Consider the following 20,855-nt stretch of genomic DNA (forward strand, 5'->3'; position numbering starts at 1 on the left):
GGTGATCCCTTATAAATATTTCAAATTATCTAACAAGCTCTCACCATATTTAGACAAAGCAATAAAATGTGCCTGTCTCCCTTCGGACTGGTAACTCAAATGTAATTCAATATCTGCATCCGGTAATACGCCTTCTCCTTGCTGAGGCCATTCCACCAGACAAATGGCATCTTGATGGAAATAATCACGTATTCCCATAAATTCCAGCTCTTCCGGATCTGCCAATCGGTAAAGATCGAAATGGTAAACCGACCTCGGTGTTAAAGCATAAGGCTCAACCAAAGTATAAGTTGGGCTTTTTACATGCCCTTTATGACCCAGGGACTGCAAAAAACCACGGCTAAACGTAGTCTTACCGGCACCCAAATCACCATATAAATAAATTACACTACCACTATTACAGGCAGCAGCAACCGCGCTTCCAAGAGAAACTGTCGCATCTTCATCTTTAAGTGATAAAATAAGTTCTTTCATCGAATAATATCTGTTGTTTTATTAATTCATCAGCTAAAACGATAACCCTAACACACTTCTATTATCAACATTTAACATCTTCTGCTCAGTTTCATTATCAAACCCACTATTTTTGGGCTGAAACAAATTATGCTACACTGCAACACCTTGCAGTATAAGCCGATTTCCACCATGACAACGCCTCTCGATCTTAATCTTTTAGCCGTCAACATCAAACAATGGGGTCTTTCTCTTGGTTTCCAACAAGTTGGCATTTGCGATACCGATTTATCCGTGGAAGAGCCAAAACTTCAGGAATGACTGGATAAACAGTATCACGGGGAGATGGCATGGATGAAACGCCATGGCATGATGCGTGCTCGCCCGGATGAACTTTTTCCAGGGACTTTGAGAGTTATTAGCAAAAACCTATCCTGTGCGACGATGGCAAAGATGCACCGGAAAAGCCGGGCGTTATCACCCGCGTGACAGGATGTGATATGGGTTTGTCCCACTATCTTATCGAGTCGACCGAGGAGAAGGTCAATAACCCGCGTCACCTTATCAACGCCACCCGTAACCTGCGTCGCAAACAGAAATCGCTGTCCCACAAACAAAAGGGCAGTGCTAACCGCGGCAAGGCCCGATTACGTCTGGCGGCAGTCCATGAGCGGGTAGCCAATGCTCGCGCCGATTTTCAACACAAACTCTCTCGAACAAGGGTTGACGAAAACCAGGCGGTCATTGTTGAGACGCTGAAATCGGCCAACATGATGAAGAATCGCCACCTTGCCCGCGCTATCAGGGATGCGGGCTGGCATGGCTTCCTCATGAAACTGGAATACAAAGCCGCAGCGGCGGGGGTCAAACTGGATCAGTGGTTCGCCAGCTCGAAAACCTGTCATTGCTGCGGTCACAAAATGCCAGAACTGCCGCTAAATAAGCGGATCTGGCAATGCCCAGTTTGTCATGTCGAACATGACCGCGATATCAATGCGGCGATCAACATCCAGCGCAAGGGCACAACAGCATTACAGGCAGCGGGACTCGTCGTTTCTGCCCACGGAGGCCAGCGTAAATCCGTCATAAAGACGGGTGCGGCCTGAGAAGTGGGAAGCCTTGCCGTTTTTTACGGCGGGGAGCCGTCACAGCGATAACCAAGGGCTTGCCCAGAGATGCTTAATTATTAGCCATCTTTATGACGTATAAAAAGATTCAGATAATTTTCCTGTGAATAAAATAAAAACCCCTTGTTGATCAATGCTCAAAAAAAGCGCAAGTGATCAATGTGATATTTCTTAACAAAGGATCATTCCGAAAAATTATCAATAAGTTACAAAATAAATACTCATTTTGTAACATTCAAAGTCAGAAAAATTCAAATGCAACAGCCTGTGGATAAGTCTGTGTGATAATTTTAAAGCATCGAACTTATTTACCGGGAAACCAACTTCCGGGCTGTGGATAAAAAATAGAAATCTGTACTGCGAGGATATAACCTAAAAATCAAATCAAAGTAAGTGAGTACAACCATTGAGGAAGAAACTTAGAGCGGGAAGTAAATCCTTCGAATATCAGCTAATTCATTGATTCAAAAGAGATTTTACCCATACCTCATTGACGAAAGGAGTGCATTATGTACTACCTCAAAAAGTTTGGCAAGCAGAAGTTGAAAAAATATTTTGCAATTATAAGGATAATACTTTCTTCACCCCTATAAATACCACCCGCTGAACTGAGCACAATCGGAATATAAAGCTGGCTACCGATGTCGAAAAAGACAAAGAATCTACAACCAAACAATACCCCTTTAGGCATAAACATCACACAACATCGATCAAGCCAGCGCACAGATTCAGACATTCAGCCAAAGCCTTCACTTGATCCACTGTTATTGCAGTGAGATTCTTTTTATTCGATCAAGGAAGATTTGAACAACCATAGGAATCAAATCAATAAGCAAGCAATTTTCATGTGCGCCAGCCATATTGGATATCGCACAGCTATTGCATGCAGATAACAGTAAGATAACTCACTAGCAATGAGGATTAAAGAATGAAAAGATTTACCAAAATTGCAGTAGGTTTTCTAGCGTTAACCACGGCTCAGCTCTCCTTTGCCGCTACCAGCATGTGGTCACAAACGAGCCGTGCCCCAAATGTTTATGCTGCCGGTTACACCAACTCAAATTTCTTTACCACGCCCTCTTCGGTACCGACAAGGGCAACTATTACGACAGTATCTTGGAATATCGGTTTATATAGCAATGGTGCGACAACTCAGACTTTCAGCGTTTGTTATACCCCACGATATTCATCCAGCCCATCGCAATGCCTGGATGTCTCCGGTGCCCTAAATAGCACCACAAATGCCTTTAGCGGCCATGATGCCAAAGGTTCCTTTAGAATTAGCGGGATTCTCAACGGAGGTACTTACCCCGTTTACCCGTCCCATTACAATATGATCAAAGTTGATTATCAGTATTAAGCAATCCGACCTGAAGCCTCATGGCCTCAGGTCATTGATAGGAAAGTTACTTTAGACAATTCTTTCACGTTTTAAGCACAATATGTGCTAATGGAAGGACGTAGCATGCTATAAAGCTGAGATCATTCACTAACGAGTTCCCTGGAAGCCAGGGAGACAGCCGAACTCACCATGCGAAATTTTTTAGTCGCCAATGCGATAAATGCTTTAGTGGCTGGTGACGATTGACGTTCATCAAGCACAGCCAACCCGACATGTCGTTTCACCTTTGGATTCAGCGCTTTCTTGACATAGTGAACATCACGAGCCGGCGGCAGAGATGACTCGGCAACAATCGTCACCGCATCCCCACGTTCAACCGTAGCCAAAGTACTTAACAATTGAGACGTCCGATAGCGAATATTAGGTTGCAATCTTGCCGATAAAAAAAGCCTGGAAACCAATTCAGCCGATCCGGCTTCTGTCAATGCGAATGGTCCAACACACAGATCTTTCAACGTCACCGTATCCTGCAATACCAAAGGATGATCTACCGGCAACAAAGCCACCATCTGGTCTTCAAGAATCGGATAAGTGTCGAATTGATCTTCCGGCAAGGTCACAAATCCCACATCCACGCGCCTATCCATAAGCCATTGCACTACCTGTCTATCTGGCCCCTCATCAATATGGACCTCAATGCCGGGGTAAAGTCTGCGATAATCGGCCAGTACCGTTGGCAACAGCCACAAGGATGAAGTCGGTCCAAACGATCCAATTCGCAACGTACCTCGTTTCATTCCCCGAGCATCCGCGGCCTCTTGCCGCATAGTCTCAGCCAGACCAAGAATGGCCTGGGCTTTTTGTAGCAGACTTTCTCCTATATCTGTCAGTTCGACAGCTCCTTGATGCCGATGCAATAGCTCTACGCCAAGCTCCTGTTCAAGGAGTCTGATGGCATGGGAAACCCCAGACTGAGAGATCTTGAGCTGGGCCGCAGCTAAGGTAAAGCCCTTCCGTTCAGCAACAACAGCAAAAATTTCGAGCTGGGTTAAAGTCATTATCTCCCCCTTGAGTAATCACTCATTTCCGCATGATCATACATCTGAATAAGTATATGCAATGCGGATATAAAACAATAGGCGAAGCATGCTCGCCGAGCGCTCAACCGAGTTTCCAAACCATAATTAATTAAAAAAGGGGATTTTATGAGTTACCAATGGCCTTCAGATGGCTCATCTTCCATATGGCCGGAGATAAACAGCATGTTCTTATCCCTCCGTGGATTTTCAGACGAATTTATTCCCATGAATGACACTCAGCGAACCTACAAAAAACTCCTGATGGGATTTGATGCCATCACCTCTTGCGAGATGAAAGAGCTTTATAAATTCAAAATCACATTAACTCAAATGAACGAGCACGACCTCTCTCTCCCTGAGCTTTGTCTTATCCATAAGGCATTCAGCGCATGGGTAAAATTTGATTACGAAAACGCGAGATCGCTTCTGACCCAACATATTCGAGCATACCCATCGGATATTGTCGCGCTCTTCTTCATTCACATGCTTGATTTCTGCACTGGCAAAACAACCAACCTAAGGTCTCTTCTACTTTATTGTGACGAACACATTCCTAGCACTCACTACCTCTATCCATATTATCTTTCCATAAAATCATTCGTCCTTTGTGAAGCTCAATGTTTTGATGATGCCTTAGCGGTTGGTTTTAAGTCTGTTAAATTAATGCCGGACAATATCTATGGCATTCATGCTGTCGCACATGCCTTGCATGAGCTAGGTCGATGGAAAGAACTTTGCCACTTCCTGACCAATTGCAAAGAACATTGGATAACCAACGCCGGAATGGGAATGCATGTATACTGGCATCTCGCCATTGCGTATGAACGATCAGATGAAATCACGCTGGCATTGCAAGCTTTTGATGAATTATATGCGCTAAAAGACAATCCATTTGCTAAACAAGATTTGGACGCCGTAGAATTCTTGTGGCAGCTTAGGCTCAAATCTGCCGACGCTAAGTTCCAACCAATATGGGAGCGTCTTGCCGTCCTTTGGACAGGCAGCATCAGCTCATCCACCTCTTACTTCCACAAGATACATGCAGCACTTGCTTTTTCTGCAACAAATCAGTCTTTTCTTATTGAAAAGCTGATTGCGGAAAGCGATGGATTTGGCATCGAACCAGACACACATTCCACAGGGATAGACGTCCTTAAAGCAATCTTACTATTCACATCTAGACACTACGAAGAGTGCTTAAGCAAACTCCGTCTCAGCTATGAGAAATGGCCATTATTGGGAGGTAGCCGTGCTCAACGTGAAATATTGGAACAGACTATGGAATACGCCGCCTTGAAAGCATCTTCCACCCTATAAATTGCGATATTGACAAATATGAAAAGCAACCACGCATCAACGCAGTCGGTCAACAACTACTCAACCTATATCAAGCTGTCTCTTGTGGCTATCATCTGGGGAGGAACATTTGTTGCAGGTCGATACATTTCTGTCGAGACACCGCCCTTGCTATCAGCAAGCCTCAGATTCATTCTTGCGGGCATGACGTTAATTATCTTCCTCATTTTATCAGGAAAGATGTTCGTCAAGATTAGCCTATCTCAGTTATTGAAAATCACTGGACTTGGCCTCTGCGGAATATACACCTACAACCTGTTCTTCTTTTATGGTCTGCATCACACAACCGCATCCAGAGCTTCACTTATCGTGGCACTGAATCCAGCAGTAATGGCGATTTTTTCATATCTCTTTTATAAGGAAAGACAATCGCCATTGAAAATACTGGGAATTATTTTTTGTCTACTTGGTGCAATGATCGTGATTTTTAGCAAAACACCGCAACTGACAGTGGGAGAAGAGGGTAACTGGTTGGGTGATGCGCTGATCTTTGGCTGCATTTTAAGCTGGGTTGCTTATAGCGTTTTCTGCAAGAACATTGTGAACCAAATCGGCCCGCTACACACCGTTACATACTCCATTCTGGCAGGCGCTATCATGCTGACAGCAACGGCCATTTCCACCGGGCAAATGAGTTTATCTGCAATAGATACATTGCCCATAACTGATCTCTACAGCTTACTTTATCTCGGCGCAGTTGGTTCAGCAGTAGCCTACATCTGGTATTACGACGGAATCCAAAAAATTGGCTCCACTCGCTCTGGCGTATTCATCGCGCTTAACCCTTTGACCGCTGTATTGCTTGGCGCAGTACTATTAGATGAGAGATTAACATTCCCAATGTTCATCGGCGGTGCGCTCGTAATCGGAGGTATTCTGATCTGCAACAAGAGATCTATCGGTAAAAAACGTATTCCACCAGAACCTAAATCTGGGATCAACCATATAGTAAGAGCAAAGCATTACAGGAGATAAGCCAGAAATTTCATCCTATCGACGCTTTGGTACAGAACAAAAGCGTCGATCTTACAGAAACCTAATAGCAAGCCTGATTTTTAGACCTAAAAACCATGAATGTAAGAAACTTCAATAGATATTTGTATATCAAAAATTGGAGCGGAGAAATTCAACTCACAAACCATCTCTAACAAGCAAAAAAATAATAACGAATGAAAATGATAAAAAGCCGCATCACTTTCATGATGCAGCCACAATGACATTAATTATTCTAAATCATTAGAGAAACAGATCTGGCCTTACGTTGAAACGCTTAGAAAGCGCTTTAATGTGCGCAATCGTCAATGAGCGTGTACCAGAAAAAATCTGGCTGATAAGAGATTTAGAGCCGATCTCCTCTTTCAGATCTGAGTAAGAAAGACCGTGTTGATCCATCAACACGCGCAGCGCTGCAACACCGGTAGGCATATCATCTACAGCTTTATTAAATGCTGCAAAACGCTCATTGCTGTTTTCATAGTCAGCAATTTTAGCAGACAGAAAGTCAATCAGCGGGTTTTCATCATCGTGTTCGATGAGGTAATCCACCATTGCCAAAGCGTCATTATAAGCATCCTCGGAAGTGCTGCTCCCTAAGAAAGGAACAGCAGCTACCAGTAGCTTTGTGGCTTCAAGTGCTTCGGTAGGTTCTGCAATCATTCTTTCGTCTCCCGATACTGTTTAGTTAATTTGTCATACTCTGCGTGAGTGGCTATATGTTTGACGTATAAGCGTTTATTAACGAAATTTATATAGGCAATCATTCGTAAGTTTCGCCCGCCGATGTCTATCACCCACCACTTATTTCTATACTTGAAATTATCGAGACTGGGGAACTGGTTTCGTAATTCTTCAGGGTTCTCAAAATCTTTTTCTTTTAACTGTTTATACGTTGCAATAATCGCATCCTCATCATTTGGGAAATCGCGTGCAGCTTTCTCAAATGGATCCTTGGAAATAACGTGCATGTCACTCACTCCGTTTACATCATGTAAACAATATAGTGCCATCATTTTATGTTTACAAGATGTAAACATAAAAAAAGCTACCTAATATTGGTGGCCTCTTTTCCAAAATCGGCATTTGCTTAATTGGCAAGGTCATTTTACAATCAATCCATTGACTTTTTATAGTCTATATTTAGTCCTTTTTGATATGAGGAATTCTATGCGTTATTCAGAACAGATTAAGCCCATTAGCTACCTTAAAGCCAATGCAGCTACGGTGATGACGACACTCACTGAGTCCCGCTCACCGATGATTATTACACAAAATGGCGAGGCAAAAGCGGTGATTCAAGATATTGCTTCTTATGAACAGATTCAGGAAACTATGGCGTTGTTAAAGATTTTGGCTTTAGGACAACAGCAGGTTAAAGCAGGCGAAATCACTCCGGTAAAGGATGTGGTTCAACGTTTAAAGAATAAAAGAAAGTTTTCCTAATGCCATATCAGGTGGTACTGACCAAAGATGCCGAGGCGGATTTAGAGGATATCTACGATTACATTGTCGAAAATGACAGTTCAGGGAAAGCCGATTATGCATTGGATCAGTTGCTGAAAACAGCAAACAACTTGGCTAACTTTCCTGAAAAAGGCAATTATCCCAAGGAGTTGCAGGAGCTAGGAATCCGCGATTTTCGCCAAACATTTTTTAAATCTTACCGGTTCATTTATCAGCTCATTGGTCAACAAGTGGTGATTTTTGTGATTGCCGATGGTCGGCGAGATATGCAAGCCCTGCTTATGCGCCGGTTGCTGAGTGGTTAGATTTTCTCTGCATATATCACATTATCAAACAATTTATTCAATCCGCATGGTACCGACCAGTGCATATTGAACTCATAAAGTTAAAGACAAGAGTTTAAACAGCCCAGACGATGTTTAAAACACCGAGCGACAGGTTATTGATGAAAATAGATTTATTAAGGGGAGCTTCTTAGGTTATCGGCATGATTAAGGAAGACTTGGAGCGGGAAACGAGACTCGAACTCGCGACCCCGACCTTGGCAAGGTCGTGCTCTACCAACTGAGCTATTCCCGCATTACTGGCTGGCTGGTGGTAACCTGAAACAATATATTAATCTTAAGATATCAATTTCAAGTTTGAATTTGGAGCGGGAAACGAGACTCGAACTCGCGACCCCAACCTTGGCAAGGTTGTGCTCTACCAACTGAGCTATTCCCGCGTCACTGACTGGCTAATGATAACCAAAAATAACATACTGATTCCAAATCTAAATTTGGAGCGGGAAACGAGACTCGAACTCGCGACCCCGACCTTGGCAAGGTCGTGCTCTACCAACTGAGCTATTCCCGCATATCTTTTAGTATGCCATCCATACCTTATGAAATTCTTCATCGGTATGGGGAGCGCATTATACGAAAAATCGTTGCGCCCGCAAGCTTTTCAACGCAAAAAAACAAACTTTCCGGTCAAATGACGATTTAAACACCAAGACAGGTTAATTAATCGTCACACCAAGCTTACGTTACCATACCAACAGAAAATAAAACTCTTTAACTCACAGTTGAATAAAATGTTCCCGATAATAGGCTAATTCAGCAACTGATTCACGGATATCATCCAGCGCCTGATGAGTATTCTGTTTCTTAAACCCAGCAAGGATTTCCGGCTTCCAGCGACGAGCTAATTCTTTAAGTGTACTGACATCCAGATAGCGGTAATGAAAGTAAGCTTCCAATTCTGGCATATAGCGGAACAAGAAACGCCGATCCTGACTCACACTGTTACCACAAATGGGAGAAGCACCTGCCGGAACCCATTTTTCCAAAAATTCAATCGTCGCCTTCTCTGCCTCACAATCATCAATTTTACTGGCTTTAACACGTTCAACCAACCCACTGCCCGTATGGGTGCGCACATTCCATTCATCCATCAGAGCAAGTTGTTCATCAGACTGATGAACCGCAATGACAGGCCCTTCAGCCAGGATATTCAGATTTGCATCGGTGACAATTGTCGCAATTTCAATAATGCGATCCCGCTCTGGATCTAAGCCCGTCATTTCTAGATCTATCCAGATAAGATTGTGCTCACTTTTTGACATGTTATATCCTAGATTGGAGAGAGAGTTATTATTAATGGTGTATCATAGCGCTTTTAAGCAATAACAGCGATAAATGTGAAACAAGTGAGGTTCGGTGGCTAAGCATAAACTATCCAAAGGCCAGCAACGGCGGGTACAGGAAAATCATCAGCGCAGGCTGAAAAAACAGGATAATAAACCTGAAATGGATGATAGTCAGTTAGGTGAACCTCAGGAAGGGCTAGTTATCAGCCGTTTCGGCCAACATGCTGATGTCGAGGCAGAAGACGGTTCTATACAACGTTGTAATATTCGCAGAACTATCCGCTCATTGGTAACCGGCGATCGAGTGGTATGGCGTCCTTCGCTGCAAACCCAAGTAGATGTTAAAGTGAATGGTATTGTTGAAGCCGTTCACGAACGGACTTCCGTACTCACGCGGCCTGATTATTATGATGGTATTAAACCTATCGCCGCCAATATTGACCAGATAGTGATTGTGTCAGCCATTCTTCCTGAACTGTCACTCAATATTATTGATCGCTACCTTGTTGCCTGTGAAACATTGGGCATTGAACCGCTGATTGTATTGAATAAAATTGATCTGTTGGACGAAGAAAGCCGTAAATGGGTCAACGAAATCATGTCCACATACCACAACATTGGTTACAGAGTATTGAAACTCTCAAGCCATACGGGTGAAGGTATGGAAGAATTAACGAAGATGCTCGCAGGTCGAATCACTATTTTTGCCGGTCAATCTGGTGTGGGTAAATCAAGTTTACTCAATACACTCTTGCCGGAAAGTGAAGCAGAAATCTTGGTCAATCAGGTTTCAGATGTTTCCGGTTTAGGTCAACACACCACAACAGCATCCCGTCTTTATCATTTTCCTCATGGCGGTGATGTTATTGATTCTCCTGGTGTTCGAGAGTTTGGCCTGTGGCATTTAACACCGGAGCAGATAACTCAGGGTTTTATCGAATTCCGTGATTATCTGGGCAGTTGTAAATTCCGTGATTGTAAACATCGGGACGATCCAGCGTGTGCGTTACGCAAGGCAGTGGAAGACAATGAAATAACTCAAGAACGTTTTGAGAATTATCACCGTATTCTCGATAGCATGGATCAAATTAAGCCACGCAAGACTTTTACAGATAACGATAGCTCTAACTGACATCAAATGAAAGGACGGGTACAATAACCCCCTTTTGTCTAATTTTGCCAATAGAATCCAAGAGGTTGACGTGCTGGATAACATTAAAATCAGGTTGCACTATTTACTGCCTAAACAGGGAATAACTCATCTAGCAGGCTGGTTTGCCAACAAAAAAGCTGGCTGGTTAACTCAACTGGCAATCAAGGCGTTTGCCCGTGTTTATAAAGTGGATATGAATGAAGCGAAAGCGCCTGAGTTTTCAGCATACACCACATTCAATGAGTTTTTTATCCGCCCATTAAAAGATGATATTCGCCCAGTTGTCAGCAATGAACACCAATTAGCGCTACCTGCTGATGGTACTATCAGTCAGTTAGGCAATATCCGAACATACCAGCTCCTTCAAGCCAAAGGACATCACTACACACTTGAAGCTCTACTCGCCGGCAATCACCAATTGGCAGAGATATTCTGTGATGGGCAGTTTGTAACGACTTACTTATCACCTAAAGATTATCACCGTGTACATATGCCTTGCGATGGATTACTGAAAGAGATGATCTATGTCCCAGGCGATCTATTCTCTGTCAATCCATTGACTGCTGCCAACGTGCCAAATCTGTTCGCTCGTAATGAAAGAGTCATCTGTCTGTTTGAGACTCAATTTGGGCCCATGATACAGATTCTGGTTGGTGCAACTATCGTCGGCAGTATTGAAATGGCTTGGTGTGGTACGGTTACACCACCACGGGAAGGTATTATCAAACGCTGGACTTACCCCGAAGCCGGTGCAACTGGCGCAATTTCTTTAAAGAAAGGTGAAGAAATGGGGCGTTTCAAATTGGGTTCTACCGTCATTAACCTGTTTGCACAAAATCAGATACAGTTAGCCGGGCATTTAAGCAGTGGCTCAACAACCCGCATGGGTGAACTGTTAGCCCAAGCTATCATGCCTGACGAACCCACTGACAACATAAGCTAATCCCTTGCCAAGGAGAGCCCTTTATCGTGCGCCTGATTATCAGCTTACTGTTTAGCCTGATCATTATTAATCCGGTTCTTGCTGCGATTCCACTTGATGAGAACCAGCTCAAACAAGAACTGAAACAAATCGAATCCAGCAAAAACCCGCAGGATGCAGAAGTTACTCAGGCGTTGCAAGGCGCTCTCAATTGGATTGCCGATACTAAATCAGCTAACGACAGAACACAAAAGTATCAGACCGCCATTGATGATTTTCCTAAAATAACGAAAGAACTTCGTCAAAAATTACTTACTGAAAGTGATACTCCCCGCCCAATTCCTGCTAACCAACCCATAGCAAGCATTGAGCAACAGATCATTCAAATCAGCAGTCGGTTGCTAGAACAAGGGGGGCAATTACAGCAAGAACAGGACAAAGGACGGGAAATCAGTGACTCTCTCGTACTATTACCGCAACAACAATCAGAAGCACGACGCTTGCTAACTGAAGCATCTTCTCGCCTACAATCATTAGGAACACCCTCCACCCCATTAGGAGAGGCTCAATTTGCCTTAGCTCAAGCCGAAGTCAATGCCCACAAAGCGACAGTCAATGAACTCGAAATAGCTCAACTTTCTGCGAATAATCGACAGGAAATTTCCCGTATGCGGGTTGAACTGTTCAAAAAGCGATATCATCGACTTGATCTTGAACTGCAACAACTCCGTAGCCAACTTAATGTACAACGCCAGCAAAAAGCAGAATTAGCCCTAGAACATACCGAGATGCTGGCGGAACAAAGTGATCAGCTACCAAAATTTCTGCTTGATGAATTACAACTGAACCGGAATTTATCTCAGGAATTAAATCAACAAGCACAACGAATGAATGTCATCGGCTCAAAGCAACGCCAAGCCGCCAGTGATATTATTCAGGTCCGGCAAGCATTGAATACTATTCGTGAACAGGCACAATGGCTCGGTGGCTCCACAACGCTCGGAGAAGCGCTCCAAACTCAGCTTGCCCGTTTGCCTGACATGTCTAAACCCCAGCAACTTGATCGGAATATTGTCAAATTCAGAGTCGATCGGCTGAAATACGAAGACATGCTGGAGCAGTTACAAAAAGACACAAACCCCGTACAAAAAAGCAACGTTGCGTTAACTGCTGAACAAGAGCGGATTTATGATTCTCTTACCCGCACCCGCAAAGAATTACTTAATTCATTATTATCTGGTTACGACAGTGAAATCCTTGAATTGACCAAACTGAAAGTCGCTACCAGTCAGCTAAATGATGCGCTAACCGAAGTTAAAGAGGCCACACACCGTTATCTATTCTGGGTCGCGGATGTTAACCCCATTTCGCTCAATTACCCAATCAGTGTTGTGCAGGATCTGACCCGTCTATTATCACTGGATACCTTCTCTCAGTTAAGCGGCGCTCTAATAGTCATGCTGACCACTCAGGATACGCTGCTGTATCTGCTTGGAACCCTATTCCTGGTTATATTCAGCGTCGGTTCTCTCCGCCATTATCATGCATTCCTTGAACGCGCGAGTAACCGTATCGGCAAAGTCACCTATGATCACTTTTCTCTCACTTTACGTACCGTATTCTGGTCGGTTGTGGTCGCGTTACCTTTGCCTATGCTCTGGTCCGCCATTGGCTATGGGCTGCAAAGCGCTTGGCAGTATCCTATGGCGACAGCTATTGGTTATGGTGTCAGTGCTACGACGCCCGTATTATGGATCTTCATACTAAGTGCCACTTTCGCCCATCCCAATGGGTTATTCATTGCCCATTTTCGTTGGCCGGAAGAACGTGTTAAACGGGCTTTACGATTCTACCAACTATCTATCTTTGCTATTGTGCCGTTGGTCATGGCATTGATAACGTTTGAACATTACAGTGATCGAGAATTTTCTTCCACACTCGGTAGGCTCTGCTTCCTCGTCCTGTGCGTCTCCTTAAGCCTGATCACTAACAGCTTGAAACGGGCAAAAGTCCCGCTCTATCTGGATAAAAATGGCTACGGCGAAAATGTTATCAATATTGCTCTCTGGTGGATTTTACTCTCTGCGCCGATAGTCGCAGCGCTAGCTTCCATACTCGGGTATTTCAGCACATCACAAGCATTGCTAGGGCGTTTAGAGACTTCCGTTGCTATCTGGTTCTTCCTACTGGTTATTTACCATATTATCCGTCGTTGGATGCTGATTCAGCGACGCCGGATCGCCTTTGACCGGGCAAAACAGCGACGGGCAGAAATTCTGGCCCAACGCGCCAAAGGAGAAGACGACTCAACAGGTTCAAGCAGTATCGAAGGTGCCATTGAAGTTGAGGAACCCATTATTGATCTGGATGCAATCAGCGCCCAGTCACTGGGATTAATCCGTTCAATTCTGACTCTGCTTGCCTTGGTTTCACTCATTTGGCTCTGGTCTGAACTTCATTCCGCTTTCTCATTTCTAGAAAATATCCGACTGTGGGATGTCACCACCACAATAAACAATGTAGAAACTGTTCAACCCATCACCGTAGGTTCTGTCTTGATTGCTATCTTGGTGATTATTATCACCACTCAACTGGTGCGTAACCTGCCCGCGCTGCTTGAGTTGGCCTTACTACAGCATTTGGAACTCACACCAGGTACCGGCTTTGCCATCACCACACTCACCAAATACACCATTACTTTGATTGGTGGTCTGGTCGGTTTCTCTCTGATTGGTATCGAATGGTCAAAATTGCAATGGCTTGTTGCTGCATTGGGAGTTGGATTAGGTTTTGGCTTACAGGAGATCTTCGCCAACATCGTTTCCGGCCTGATGATCTTGTTCGAAAAACCGATCCGTATCGGTGATACCGTGACTATTCGCAATCTGACCGGTAGCATCACCAAGATCAATACACGAGCAACAACCCTGTCGGATTGGGACAGAAAAGAGATAATTGTTCCCAACAAGGCATTTATTACTGAGCAGTTTATTAACTGGTCATTATCTGACACTATCACTCGTGTTGTACTGACAATTCCTGCGCCGGCAGAAGCTAGTTGTGAAGAAGTCACCCAAATCCTATTAACCGCCGCTAAACGCAGCGCTCTGATCCTTGATAACCCGGCGCCGGAAGCCTATCTGGTTGATCTTCAACATGGTATTCAGATATTTGAATTACGTATTTATGCCGCTGAAATGGGGCATCGCATGCCTGTTCGTCATGAAGTCCATCAGCTTATTTTGCAAGGATTCCGCGAACACGGCATTACTCTGCCATTCCCACCATTTCAAGCGAGTATTGATGTTATTGGTCAGGATATTCGCAGTGCGACAACAAATAGATCAGGCCGTAATCCACCACGTCAACCGGGTAGTTTGTAAAAAGATAATGAAGCACTGAGCATCCGTACTTGAATCAACTAGCCCTATTTCAGGCAGAATATGGCCTTTTATCGCCATCTTATGCTTGAAATAGGCTTTGCGAAGCAATCAATGTCGCGCCACAAGAGGTTTTCATTCCCTCCAGTGCGTACATTTGTCCATTGGAGCTGACTATTTTAGGAGTTCCTTCAACAATGGTTTGATTACCACCACATTTTGGACAAGATACAACATCTCCAACCCGAGCCGCTTTCTTCCCTAACACATCAAAGCCTTGATCACCTGCTAAAACCTTGCCGCCATGCGAAGTCGAATCACCGACCAAAATAATAGGACGTGACATATTTCCCTCCATTAACTAATGACTTAAATATTAATTTCAGTTTCCAACATCTGGCTATCATGGCACCATAAATTTATTAAGTAAAACTTATGCTCACCAAACATCTTGAAATAAATTACATAATTAAGTTACTTGAACACTTAATAAATTTACATTATTAACTGTTTTAAACAAAAAATTACACATAATTAAATTATCAACCTTGATATCCATCAGCTCAAAATATAAATTTACATTAATATTTGATCGGAAAAAAGACAAAAGTAGATATGAAAAATTTTGAGGATTTCTATAGGGAAGCGCTTTCACAAATAAAGCATGATATGCGCAACGCCGCACAGGAACACCCACACTTGGCCCCATTTACCCCTGAATCTGGCGACCCGGATGTTCTCCGAGTACTGGAAGGTTTTGCGCTTATAACTGCCGGTCTTCAGCAAAAAATTAATGATGGTTTCCCGGAAGTCATCAACCCTCTTTTACGAAAAGTATGGCCGATACCTTTACATCCGATCCCTTCAACCAGCATTATCCAGTTAGATATTCAACCGGGCAGCATGACTGAAACTACAAACATTGCCAAAGGCAGTGAAATTTCTGCCATACAACATAAACAATCAATTACGTTCAGAACTACCCAAGATATTAGTATTGAACCAGTTACCTTGATCCATAAGACGCTGACACACAGCCAAGACAAAAGCCTGATATCACTGACTTTTCAATATCATGGACAAACTACCAAGTGGAAGACAGGGCAAGTCACGCTTTTTCTGGGAGAAGATCAAAAACTGGCGTCTTTACTGACGAAATACATAGATCAATCGCTGAATAACACTTATCTGAAAACATCCCTTGAAGAGAAGGAGATGTGGCTGTCTATTGAGAGCGCTCCCCGCCAGAAGGAAAATTTGGTACTGCCGAGACCACATGACTATTTCTGGCCGTTGCAGGTGTTATACGAATACCTTTATCTGCCACATGTTAATGACTTTATGTCATTTGATTTATCAGAGGAGATCGCTGAGCTCCCTTTGGGAGAGGATAAGCAATTTACCATTATCCTAGAATTTGACTGTAACATTCCCATAGAGGACATTACACCCGCATTCATTCCCCATTGCGTACCGGTTATCAACCTGGTTCCGACAAAAACAAAACCGATTGCATTTGAAAAGGGCAAATCGTGTTATGTATTAAAATCAGATGAAATCTTTAGCATTGACAAAGTTAAACTCCAATCTGAACCAGAGGAAACATCCGACGGATCTGACCACTGCGTTCCTCTTATCGATAGCGCGCAACTGGCAGCCTGCCATTTTGCCGAACCCAGTGACAACATATTGCTTTTTAACTATATACGGGAAGAATCGCCATTTAGTGGCAGCCAAATTAATCTTACGTTTTATGATCATCAGGCAAAACCTATAACAGAGCACCACTATCGCGACTTTTACTGCCAATATCACCGATTTCATGCGCAAGCACATGCATTGGGCATTGGGGAAATTTGTATACCAAGCGAGCAGATACCCAGCCATATTCAGACCAGAAATATCGTGCCGGCGTCAAAAAATCTTCCTGCCGTAGTAAACAGTCATCAGCATTGGCCGATACTATCCTTATTGTCGATTGGGCCATTTTTTCTCAGTCACATTGATACCGTCAGATCTCTGGTTAAACAACTTGATACCTTCGCTCATCTGGACGCCCCGCGTAGCCGACATATTCAGCGCATGGCCGATGGTCTCAGTAAAATCCACATTGTTCCATTCTACCATATGGGTGACGGTGTTCCCGTGAGAGCCCAGAGAATCACGCTTCGCATGACGTCAGCAAATTATCAACATGAAGGAGAAATGTATGCGTTCGCTAAGACATTGCACACCGCTTTCTCCCTCTGCCTGGTGGAAACAAGCCTTCACCAATTAATTGCCATCAATGACGACACAGGCGAATGCTGGGAATTTTACAATATGCCTGGGCATCAAAAGATCATGTAATGTAATTGAGGAAAAATTATGAAAACCGGACTCCGCTTTTCCTGCACTATCGGCAACCTGGAAACCAAAACTTTTGCAGTGGTTGATTTTACGTTAGATGAGGCGCTTTCATCGTTATTTACCCTGTCTCTGACGTTAGCGGCACATCGTTCAGATATTGATACCGATACCCTCCTGCTCCAAGCCGTGCGGTTTACCGTCACCCGTGACGATATTCTGCAACGCGAAGTGAAAGGATTGGTTGAAAGCGCAGTTGTTGGGACCACAAACCGGCATCAAACCCAGTATCACCTGACAGTCAGGCCAGAAATGTGGCTTCTGACACTCGATCAGGACAGCCGTATTTATCACCAACTCAGCATTCCCGATATTCTACAAAGCATCCTGAAGCAGAAGCAACTCAGGGCCAATATACATTTGAATAACCCACATTCAACGCGGGAATATGTCACCATGAAAAGGGAATCATCCTATGATTTCTTTACCCGCTTGGCGGCTGAAGAGGGGATTTTCTTCTGGTTCGCCGATGACGGGCTCCATCTGAGTGATAGCCACCTGAACATGAGAGCGCAGGATACACTGATCTACAACCCGGACGTTACCAGCGCAGTAGAAGAAAATGTTATCTACAAATGGCTGTTTGGCTCCCACATGCGCCCTGAATCCACTACCCAAAAAGACAGAAATTATCACAATCCCAATTATGCTTTACGGCACAATGCAACAGATTTTGAGGCAGAAAACGACACACTATTTCATATTTTCGAAAGTTACGGGCGTTTTCAGAAAGACAAAGAGGCCATTCCGTTTACCCAGTACCGGCTGGAAGCCCTGCGCGCTGACAGCAAATCCGGGATAGCGAACAGTAATTGTATTCGATTAATGCCGGGCAGAATCTTCACATTAACCAACCATCCGATTGACGCCATGAATGACCGCTGGCAAGTCATCTCTTCCCAACATACAGGGCATGTCCCTGCGGTTTTAGGCGACGGCGGAACCGGCACTACCCTGAATTCACAAACCCGGTTTATACCAGGCCGCAACGATTGGCGGCCGCCATACCGCTATAAACCATTGGCTGACGGCGATGAAATCGCAACAGTTGTCGGACCGGGCACTGAAGAAATTTATGTCAATAAAGATGGCGCGGTTCGCGTTCACTTTCACTGGAACCGTTATGACGCGCCTGACGACCGGGCTTCTTGTTGGGTGCGAGTTGCACAAGGATGGAATGGCAACGGATTTGGTTTTCTGGCAACACCGCGAGTCGGCCAGGAAGTCATTATCTCCTATCTCAACGGCGATATTGACCGGCCTATTATTACCGGATGCACTTACAACGGTCTTAACCGCCCGCCGCTGAATTTACCCGCAGAAAAGACGCGCACCACGTTCAGAACCAAAACACATAAAGGTAACGGCTTTAACGAATTACGTTTTGAGGATGAAAAAGAGCGGGAAGAGATTTATATCCACGCTCAACGTAACCAACTGATCCAAATTAACCACGATAAGACACAACAAATAGAGCACGACGAAAGCCACACGGTCATGAATGATCGTCGGCATAAAATCGGCAATGATGAATTTATCCGCATCATGAATGAACAACACATTCAAGTGGATAAAAATCAGTTCGAAACCATTGAGAAAGACAAAGTTACGCGTATCAACAATAGCTGGAAGGAAGAGATCTACGCCTCCCATTTCCAACAAATTGGTGAAAACAAACAGAGTGACATCAAAGGCAATTACCAGATAAATGTCGTTAAAGGCATTCACTCACACACCAAAATACATACCCTGCAAGCCAGTGATACCGTGATCCTCAGAGGTAAAGCAGGCAGCATCACGCTGGATGCTCAAGGCATCACACTAAACGGCAATATCTTTTTAAAAGGCCCGGTGGTAGTACAAGGAGGCAGCGCCAGCACCGTGCCAACATTGACCGGTGCAGCCAATGAAGGGCAGCCCATTGCTCAGGATTGCAGAGGAAAAGCTGATGCACAAAAGGAAACATCAGAGTGAAAACGCTATCTTCGTTTGATCTAGCTCACTACTGGGTTGCCACTTGCACCTACCAAGCGATAGGCAATGAAAAACATCCTGCCGGACAATATTCAGCCAAGGCATTAATCCATGCTCCGACTGAATATGAGGCATTTACAAATCTATGCAACTACGTGATCGGTTTTGGAATAACAAACGGCCAATACCAAGACATCATTGCCTTACAAACTTACCTGATGGAAAGCGCTCACCCCGAATTACGGTTAATACGCCATATCCGACAGATAAGTGATCAGCAGCCCGTCATACTGGTACAACGGGAAGATATTGACTCTCCACGGCCTGCCATTCGTGGCGATTTGATATTGACGCCAACCACTGATATGCCGGTTTATGAAGATAATGAACATCTCTACGCGGTCATTGACGCGGCAGTATATCAACAGGCAGGACGATTTATCATTCCTGATCTGTCCGCTTCCTCTTTACGTTGGCAAGGCTTGTTTCAGGGAGAAACTCAAGTTTCACTGGAAGATAGCGCCCCTTATCTGGTTGAACTGCATAAAGACAGTAGCAATCAGCCAGAACTACAGCGATACATTACGAATGCGGATAACCGGGCAGAGTTGAGCTTGTTTATCCAAAGCGAACAACCTTTTGAAATAGTGTTAAATCATCTGCGTAAGTTTACCTATTTAAAAAATGAGCTGACTCAGACGTGGGCATTTTTCCGTTTCTATCATCCCAACACACTAACGACTCTGCTTAATACTCTATCCGACGGGCCATTAGCCCATTTTATGCAGGGGATCAATTCAATATGGTTCTATGGCGATAAACCCGATACCCGCCACATTATCACCATCACGGAAAACGTTCGGCAGGTAAAACCTGCGCCTGTCACGCTCAATCATCAATTGTGTGAACTATTTGAGCAACAAACGCAACAACGCCATGTACTTAAAGCCATTGACTTTATTAAGGAAAATCTAACTGAACGCTGTCAGGTGAATAAAAACACCCTGCCTGCTTTTGTTTTGCAGCAGACTAATCAGGCTTATCTGCAAGGACTAACACAACAGAGAGCCATATTCTATTATGTTACCGCCAAGTGTTTAATGCCAAACGATGAAGTTCACTGGCAACAACTTTGGGACTCAGCTTATCTACAAACAAAAAACCAGGAAAAACGGGCCTATTTGCTTTTTGAACAGTGTAATAAACTAACGATAAAGGACACCTTATGACCACCAACATTCAGGAACTTCTCGATCAATATATCGAAAAAGCTTACGAACTGTTCCCGCAAAATCTTGAGGTAGATAATTATATGCAGCCCTGTGACTGCAACATTAAACCGATTTACCCGGTTCGTTATGCTTATGTGAACTTTTTCGGCAAAGAACTGGAAAAACCAGAAGCGCCCCCGGATATCCACACCCTGATGTTCTCCTCGTCACTCCAGCAAACCAAAGGCTATGCCGCCCGCCTGCTGCGCCCCGGCTGGATATATATCAAGGAAGAAGACCCGTTGACCACCCGGGGCAGTAAAGCCCGCGGTTATCTGCACATCTTTAAATATTGCGTATCA

The 20,855-nt window shown here is 44.1% G+C and carries 18 protein-coding genes, 3 tRNA genes and 2 pseudogenes; 14 read left to right on the forward strand and 9 right to left on the reverse strand.

Annotation, left to right across the window (positions count from 1 at the left end; genetic code table 11):
- Window positions 1-9: 9 nt before the first annotated feature.
- Window positions 10-474 (reverse strand): tRNA (adenosine(37)-N6)-threonylcarbamoyltransferase complex ATPase subunit type 1 TsaE, encoded by a 465-nt coding sequence (gene tsaE, locus LG003_RS06505; protein WP_112877153.1) that lies wholly within the window; start codon window positions 472-474, stop codon window positions 10-12.
- 171 nt (window positions 475-645) lie between these two features.
- On the opposite strand from tsaE, the pseudogene LG003_RS06510 reads away from it, so the two are divergent.
- From LG003_RS06510 to LG003_RS06520, 3 genes and pseudogenes are all read left to right on the forward strand, one after another.
- A pseudogene (locus LG003_RS06510) lies at window positions 646-888 on the forward strand (tRNA epoxyqueuosine(34) reductase QueG); the annotation flags it as partial.
- Window positions 885-1,559: pseudogene (locus LG003_RS06515) on the forward strand (RNA-guided endonuclease InsQ/TnpB family protein); the annotation flags it as partial. The pseudogenes LG003_RS06510 and LG003_RS06515, both read left to right, overlap by 4 nt.
- 949 nt (window positions 1,560-2,508) lie before the next feature.
- Window positions 2,509-2,940, forward strand: coding sequence for a flagellar protein FlhE (locus LG003_RS06520; RefSeq protein WP_112877152.1), 432 nt, complete (start codon window positions 2,509-2,511; stop codon window positions 2,938-2,940).
- A 122-nt stretch (window positions 2,941-3,062) separates the two neighbouring features.
- On the opposite strand, the gene LG003_RS06525 is transcribed toward LG003_RS06520, so the two are convergent.
- Complete coding sequence (locus LG003_RS06525; protein WP_112877151.1) at window positions 3,063-3,980, reverse strand: LysR family transcriptional regulator; 918 nt, start codon at window positions 3,978-3,980, stop codon at window positions 3,063-3,065.
- Window positions 3,981-4,127: 147 nt separating this feature from the next.
- On the opposite strand from LG003_RS06525, the gene LG003_RS06530 reads away from it, so the two are divergent.
- Together LG003_RS06530 and LG003_RS06535 are read left to right on the forward strand one after the other, a co-directional pair.
- Window positions 4,128-5,318, forward strand: a complete 1,191-nt coding sequence (locus LG003_RS06530) for a tetratricopeptide repeat protein (RefSeq protein WP_112877150.1) — start codon at window positions 4,128-4,130, stop codon at window positions 5,316-5,318.
- A gap of 18 nt (window positions 5,319-5,336) precedes the next feature.
- Window positions 5,337-6,332, forward strand: coding sequence for a DMT family transporter (locus LG003_RS06535; protein ID WP_112877149.1), 996 nt, complete (start codon window positions 5,337-5,339; stop codon window positions 6,330-6,332).
- 261 nt (window positions 6,333-6,593) lie between these two features.
- On the opposite strand, the gene LG003_RS06540 is transcribed toward LG003_RS06535, so the two are convergent.
- Window positions 6,594-7,013 carry a helix-turn-helix domain-containing protein gene (locus LG003_RS06540; RefSeq protein ID WP_112877148.1) on the reverse strand — a complete coding sequence of 140 codons (420 nt, stop codon included), beginning with the start codon at window positions 7,011-7,013 and terminating at the stop codon, window positions 6,594-6,596.
- A complete protein-coding gene (locus LG003_RS06545) occupies window positions 7,010-7,321 on the reverse strand; it encodes a type II toxin-antitoxin system HigB family toxin (RefSeq protein ID WP_262980393.1) in 312 nt (103 codons plus the stop codon). Before LG003_RS06545 ends, LG003_RS06540 begins: the two co-directional genes overlap by 4 nt.
- A gap of 199 nt (window positions 7,322-7,520) precedes the next feature.
- Here LG003_RS06545 and LG003_RS06550 point away from each other — a divergent pair, with 199 nt between their 5' ends.
- Together LG003_RS06550 and LG003_RS06555 are read left to right on the forward strand one after the other, a co-directional pair.
- Window positions 7,521-7,796, forward strand: coding sequence for a type II toxin-antitoxin system Phd/YefM family antitoxin (locus LG003_RS06550; RefSeq protein WP_112877146.1), 276 nt, complete (start codon window positions 7,521-7,523; stop codon window positions 7,794-7,796).
- Entirely contained in the window at window positions 7,796-8,122 is a 327-nt protein-coding gene (locus LG003_RS06555) for a type II toxin-antitoxin system RelE/ParE family toxin (protein ID WP_112877145.1), read from the forward strand. The genes LG003_RS06550 and LG003_RS06555 overlap by 1 nt, the downstream gene beginning before the upstream one ends.
- Before the next feature lie 198 nt (window positions 8,123-8,320).
- On the opposite strand, the gene LG003_RS06560 is transcribed toward LG003_RS06555, so the two are convergent.
- The 4 genes from LG003_RS06560 to orn all read right to left on the reverse strand — a co-directional run bounded on the left by LG003_RS06560 (window position 8,321) and on the right by orn (window position 9,423).
- Window positions 8,321-8,396, reverse strand: a tRNA-Gly gene (locus LG003_RS06560).
- Between the two features lie 69 nt (window positions 8,397-8,465).
- Window positions 8,466-8,541: transfer RNA gene (locus LG003_RS06565), tRNA-Gly, on the reverse strand.
- 55 nt (window positions 8,542-8,596) lie between these two features.
- Window positions 8,597-8,672: transfer RNA gene (locus LG003_RS06570), tRNA-Gly, on the reverse strand.
- Window positions 8,673-8,877: 205 nt separating this feature from the next.
- Window positions 8,878-9,423: an oligoribonuclease gene (gene orn / locus LG003_RS06575; RefSeq protein ID WP_112877144.1), complete on the reverse strand. Its 546-nt coding sequence runs from the start codon at window positions 9,421-9,423 to the stop codon at window positions 8,878-8,880.
- A gap of 94 nt (window positions 9,424-9,517) precedes the next feature.
- Here orn and rsgA point away from each other — a divergent pair, with 94 nt between their 5' ends.
- The 3 genes from rsgA to mscM all read left to right on the forward strand — a co-directional run bounded on the left by rsgA (window position 9,518) and on the right by mscM (window position 14,905).
- Complete coding sequence (gene rsgA, locus LG003_RS06580) at window positions 9,518-10,579, forward strand: small ribosomal subunit biogenesis GTPase RsgA (RefSeq protein ID WP_262980394.1); 1,062 nt, start codon at window positions 9,518-9,520, stop codon at window positions 10,577-10,579.
- Between the two features lie 70 nt (window positions 10,580-10,649).
- Window positions 10,650-11,543, forward strand: coding sequence for an archaetidylserine decarboxylase (gene asd, locus LG003_RS06585; protein WP_262980395.1), 894 nt, complete (start codon window positions 10,650-10,652; stop codon window positions 11,541-11,543).
- A 26-nt stretch (window positions 11,544-11,569) separates the two neighbouring features.
- Window positions 11,570-14,905, forward strand: coding sequence for a miniconductance mechanosensitive channel MscM (gene mscM / locus LG003_RS06590; protein ID WP_262980396.1), 3,336 nt, complete (start codon window positions 11,570-11,572; stop codon window positions 14,903-14,905).
- Between the two features lie 79 nt (window positions 14,906-14,984).
- On the opposite strand, the gene LG003_RS06595 is transcribed toward mscM, so the two are convergent.
- On the reverse strand, window positions 14,985-15,248 hold the full coding sequence (locus LG003_RS06595; protein ID WP_112877140.1) for a PAAR domain-containing protein: 264 nt from the start codon (window positions 15,246-15,248) through the stop codon (window positions 14,985-14,987).
- Window positions 15,249-15,517: 269 nt separating this feature from the next.
- Here LG003_RS06595 and LG003_RS06600 point away from each other — a divergent pair, with 269 nt between their 5' ends.
- The 4 genes from LG003_RS06600 to LG003_RS06615 form a co-directional block, all read left to right on the forward strand.
- Window positions 15,518-17,251, forward strand: a complete 1,734-nt coding sequence (locus tag LG003_RS06600) for a type VI secretion system baseplate subunit TssF (RefSeq protein WP_240000759.1) — start codon at window positions 15,518-15,520, stop codon at window positions 17,249-17,251.
- A gap of 18 nt (window positions 17,252-17,269) precedes the next feature.
- Window positions 17,270-19,282 carry a type VI secretion system tip protein TssI/VgrG gene (gene tssI / locus LG003_RS06605; RefSeq protein WP_262980397.1) on the forward strand — a complete coding sequence of 671 codons (2,013 nt, stop codon included), beginning with the start codon at window positions 17,270-17,272 and terminating at the stop codon, window positions 19,280-19,282.
- Complete coding sequence (locus LG003_RS06610) at window positions 19,279-20,511, forward strand: DUF4123 domain-containing protein (RefSeq protein ID WP_262980398.1); 1,233 nt, start codon at window positions 19,279-19,281, stop codon at window positions 20,509-20,511. Before tssI ends, LG003_RS06610 begins: the two co-directional genes overlap by 4 nt.
- Window positions 20,508-20,855: toxin VasX (locus LG003_RS06615; protein WP_315903377.1), on the forward strand; the 348-nt coding region annotated here is incomplete at its 3' end. The genes LG003_RS06610 and LG003_RS06615, both read left to right, overlap by 4 nt.

It is taken from the genome of Photorhabdus kleinii, from assembly GCF_025384885.1.
GTDB lineage: Bacteria > Pseudomonadota > Gammaproteobacteria > Enterobacterales > Enterobacteriaceae > Photorhabdus > Photorhabdus kayaii.

Coding starts and splice junctions, on each gene's coding strand:
- LG003_RS06520 (WP_112877152.1), top strand. CDS start 2,509: ATGAAAAGATTTACCAAAATTGCAGTAGGTTTTCTAGCGTTAACCACG.
- orn (WP_112877144.1), bottom strand. CDS start 9,423: ATGTCAAAAAGTGAGCACAATCTTATCTGGATAGATCTAGAAATGACG.
- LG003_RS06545 (WP_262980393.1), bottom strand. CDS start 7,321: ATGCACGTTATTTCCAAGGATCCATTTGAGAAAGCTGCACGCGATTTC.
- tssI (WP_262980397.1), top strand. CDS start 17,270: ATGAAAACCGGACTCCGCTTTTCCTGCACTATCGGCAACCTGGAAACC.
- LG003_RS06535 (WP_112877149.1), top strand. CDS start 5,337: ATGAAAAGCAACCACGCATCAACGCAGTCGGTCAACAACTACTCAACC.
- LG003_RS06595 (WP_112877140.1), bottom strand. CDS start 15,248: ATGTCACGTCCTATTATTTTGGTCGGTGATTCGACTTCGCATGGCGGC.
- LG003_RS06550 (WP_112877146.1), top strand. CDS start 7,521: ATGCGTTATTCAGAACAGATTAAGCCCATTAGCTACCTTAAAGCCAAT.
- LG003_RS06600 (WP_240000759.1), top strand. CDS start 15,518: ATGAAAAATTTTGAGGATTTCTATAGGGAAGCGCTTTCACAAATAAAG.
- LG003_RS06525 (WP_112877151.1), bottom strand. CDS start 3,980: ATGACTTTAACCCAGCTCGAAATTTTTGCTGTTGTTGCTGAACGGAAG.
- LG003_RS06555 (WP_112877145.1), top strand. CDS start 7,796: ATGCCATATCAGGTGGTACTGACCAAAGATGCCGAGGCGGATTTAGAG.
- LG003_RS06530 (WP_112877150.1), top strand. CDS start 4,128: ATGAGTTACCAATGGCCTTCAGATGGCTCATCTTCCATATGGCCGGAG.
- LG003_RS06540 (WP_112877148.1), bottom strand. CDS start 7,013: ATGATTGCAGAACCTACCGAAGCACTTGAAGCCACAAAGCTACTGGTA.
- tsaE (WP_112877153.1), bottom strand. CDS start 474: ATGAAAGAACTTATTTTATCACTTAAAGATGAAGATGCGACAGTTTCT.